Annotated in this window: 4 protein-coding genes; all 4 read left to right on the top strand. The window is 45.6% G+C overall.

Annotated features, from left to right (window positions below):
• A partial coding sequence (locus WCO51_11195) for a cyclic nucleotide-binding domain-containing protein (protein ID MEI6513820.1) occupies positions 1 to 894 on the top strand: 894 nt, incomplete at its 5' end.
• 463 nt (positions 895 to 1,357) lie between these two features.
• On the top strand, positions 1,358 to 1,711 hold the full coding sequence (locus WCO51_11190; GenBank protein ID MEI6513819.1) for an STAS domain-containing protein: 354 nt from the start codon (positions 1,358 to 1,360) through the stop codon (positions 1,709 to 1,711).
• Positions 1,712 to 1,730: 19 nt separating this feature from the next.
• Complete coding sequence (locus tag WCO51_11185) at positions 1,731 to 2,204, top strand: ATP-binding protein (GenBank protein MEI6513818.1); 474 nt, start codon at positions 1,731 to 1,733, stop codon at positions 2,202 to 2,204.
• A gap of 32 nt (positions 2,205 to 2,236) precedes the next feature.
• Complete coding sequence (locus tag WCO51_11180) at positions 2,237 to 3,460, top strand: SpoIIE family protein phosphatase (protein MEI6513817.1); 1,224 nt, start codon at positions 2,237 to 2,239, stop codon at positions 3,458 to 3,460.
• The last annotated feature ends 86 nt before the right edge of the window (positions 3,461 to 3,546 follow it).

Raw genomic sequence — 3,546 nt, 5'->3', positions numbered from 1 at the left:
TCGGTTATTCATGCCACTTATGATGCCGCCAATGTGCCCTCGAAACGAAGCCGGAATCTCGAGCAGACACGGTTGCTTGCCGAATTGGGTTATAAAGTGGTGGTGCTGGAAATACAGGGCGAGTTAATATTTGCATCCGCTGAAATCGTGATCTCTGAAGCGATGAGCGCAGCCGTGAAAGCTGAATATATAGTCCTGGACTTCACGCGCGCCGCCAATTTCAGCGAAGGGGCATATGGCATGTTTGTTGGTCTGATTCAATCGTTATCCGCACAAGGAAAAACTGTGCTTCTGACTGGCACCGGAGCCAGGTATGCGATGGTAAAGCTCATAAAAAAGGGGGTTGGATTTACAGATGATATGCCCCTGTTTAATTGCGACGATATCGATGATGCACTGGAGTGGTGCGAAGATCATTTACTTGCGGGAAAAGCTTCTTATACTGCTGCTGAAGCACCCCTCGCCGTACAAAGCTATTTGGCGGGGTTTACACCCGAAGAACTGGAGTTGTTTGAGTCGATGTTGGAGTATCGAACCTTCGACAAAGGAATGTACCTGTGCCGTGAGGGCGATCCTGGGGATTTCTTGTATTTCATACTTTCGGGCCAAGTCAGTGTGGCTGTCTCTCTCGCCCATCAGAGGAGTCGCCGTATCACAACAATATCCGCTGGTTCTGCCTTCGGGGAGATGGCCATGCTCGACCGTGACAAACGTTCAGCGGACGTAGTGACGGACGAGAAAGTAGCCTGTTTAATACTTGACTACAATCGACTAGAAGCGGAGACCAGCCTTTTGGGTATGTGCATTCGGTCGAAGCTGATCGAAAATATAGGGCGCGAGCTCATCCGGAAACTTCGACAAGCAACAAAAGAAATTAAATCACTACGGAGTTGATGTGCGCTCTCCAATACCCCATACCGGAGGAGACCAACTTCATACTCACTTCGCATCGATACTGACTACTCAAGGCCCAAGGTAGTGAGAACGCGAGAGTTAAGGTTTGCCTTCTGAAACCTGTAAACTGTACTGGAAAATTTGTAATGCCGTTTGAGAACCATAGTTTGGAGTTAAAAAACAGCAATATTTGCGCCATACAAGCCGGAAAGAATTGGGTAGCAATATTCTCACAAACGTGGATACATAAAATCCTTTTTTCACAGATGTTATTATTCATAGTTGTGAGAAATAGAGTTGAGTAATGTAATATGTTTGTAATATTTATGTGTAATAGTTTTGTTGTTGAATGACCGAAATATACAAAAATTGAACCAGTTTGACCACACTGCCCCTGAAACTCAAGAATCCAGGCATTTAGGTCGGATATCCATAGCAAGCAAACAGCAATAGGAGAAAATATATGCAAATTGATTCCGAGACCTTGGACAACGCTATTTTAAAGGTTAATCTGTCTGGTCGACTGGATGTTCTGGGTGCACAATCCATTGATATGAAATTTACAGCGCTGACTGCTACCCAAAAAGCCCATGTGCTGGTAGATATGTCGGAAGTCAGTTTTCTCGCTTCTTTGGGAATGCGCACCCTGCTTTCCTCGGCTAAGGCTTTATCCAACCGTGGCGGACACATGGTGCTCTACAAACCACAGCCCAATGTGCTGGATGTGTTGGATACCTCTGGAGTATCCAGCTTGATCCCTGTTTGTAATGATCTTGAAGAAGCTAAGAGCGTCTTGTTGAATCACCGAGACAGCTGAGCCATAAGTTCCGAACATAATGCTTAAAAATCATCAAGCATCCGGGTTTTCCGAGTCATTAACCATAGCTAACCAATTTGGCGAGCTGGCCCGGGTGGCATCTTGGCTGGAACAAATAACCCAGGGTCATCAATTGTCAGAAAAAACGGTTTTCAAATTGGATCTGGTGCTGAATGAAGCTCTCCCCAATATTATCAGCTATGCATATCCTGATCAGTTACGCCATGAAATCTTGATAAGACTTGAGGATAAGGTCGATTATGTGCTACTGGAAATCATAGATGACGGAATGGCTTTTAATCCTTTTGCAGCAGTTCCTCTTCCCGAACGTCTTAGTCTTGAAGCTTCATCAATTAATGGACGGGGAATTCATTTAATCAAGTCATTTACTGAAAAACAGGATTACCAACGAATCAATAATACCAACATTATGAGGGTAACCATCCGTAAATCACCCGAACCAAGAAGACACTTAGACCCAAACCTTGCCTGATGGAAAAGCACTTTGGGGCCCTAGAATCCTTGATGCCAGAGGATTTCCTCAGTTCTGCCCGGTTCGTTGTTGCCAATCAGGCTCTCCTGATTTCCCTGCCCCTGTGTGCAGATATTCCGTTTCGCTTGCTTGAGCCTTTCTTTCTCAAGTGTGAATTCAAACAACTGCAATCCCGACAAGTGCTATTGTCGCCTGGACAAGCCAACCAATATTTGTATGTAGTATTGTTCGGGCACTTGAATGTGCACACTGAATCTTTGGAGTCTGAAAAAGGATTTCAAGTACTGCCAGGAGAATTTGTCGGTGAAGTGTCGATTATCGATAATCTGGCTCCGACGGCCTACGTGTCGGCTTCCGAGAAAAGCTTGTTGCTGTGTATTCATGAAACCGTGTTGTGGTCGGATTTTATTCAGATCCCGGGAGCTGCCAGAAATATGCTTAGGCAGATCGCTGGACGCTTGCGAGCACGTAATATCGCCTTCCAGAAATCCTTGGAACAAACCTTAAGGTTGGAGCATCTGGAGAAAGAACTTTGTTTGGCTCAGGAAATACAAACCAGTATGCTACCGCAGCAACCCTTTTTTCCCAGGCACCCTAAAATCGAGGTCGATGCCATAATGAGATCGGCGAAAGAAGTCGGTGGCGATTTATTCGATGCCTTTCCGCTGGACGCAAATAGGATATGTGTCGCCATTGGTGATGTTGCAGGTAAAGGCGTTCCAGCCGCCCTGTTCATGGTACGTACTATTACCTTGCTGCGCACCGAGATGATGAAAACCAGGGATTTGCTGCAAACCATCCACGCTATGAATGCAACGTTAAGCCAAGACAATCCTCAGTGCATGTTCGTAACATTGATGATCTGTGTGCTGGATATGTCAAATGGTCAACTCCAGTATGTCAACGGGGGACACAATCGGCCTCTTTTCGGCAATACTGATAACGGCTTTGATTATCTGGAACAACCAGCGGGTATCCTGGTCGGCATTAATCCCCGTGCGGCCTATCAAGTTGCTACGCGATATTTAAATTCAGGGGATATGCTGATTTTGTATACTGATGGGGTGACCGAGGCCAATAATCCGGCACAGGAGGAATTTACAGATCTCCGCCTGTTGGCTTTCATCAATCAGCAAGAGGAGCAAGTAGCTAGCAATATCGTCATTAAAATACGGGATGCAGTGGATACTTTTGCAGCGGGCGCCGAACAATCGGATGACCTTACCTTATTGGTATTACGCTACCTGGGAGACTAATCAACGTGGTAACCGTCCTGCAACCTAAAGTCGGGGCGAATCAACATATACAGGATTGCAGTTATATAATCTTTTCTTAATTAATA

The organism is bacterium, assembly GCA_037131655.1.
Taxonomy (GTDB): domain Bacteria; phylum Armatimonadota; class Fimbriimonadia; order Fimbriimonadales; family JBAXQP01; genus JBAXQP01.
Note: the sequence above shows the minus strand (reverse complement) of the source record. Positions and strands in the feature narration are given on the sequence as shown.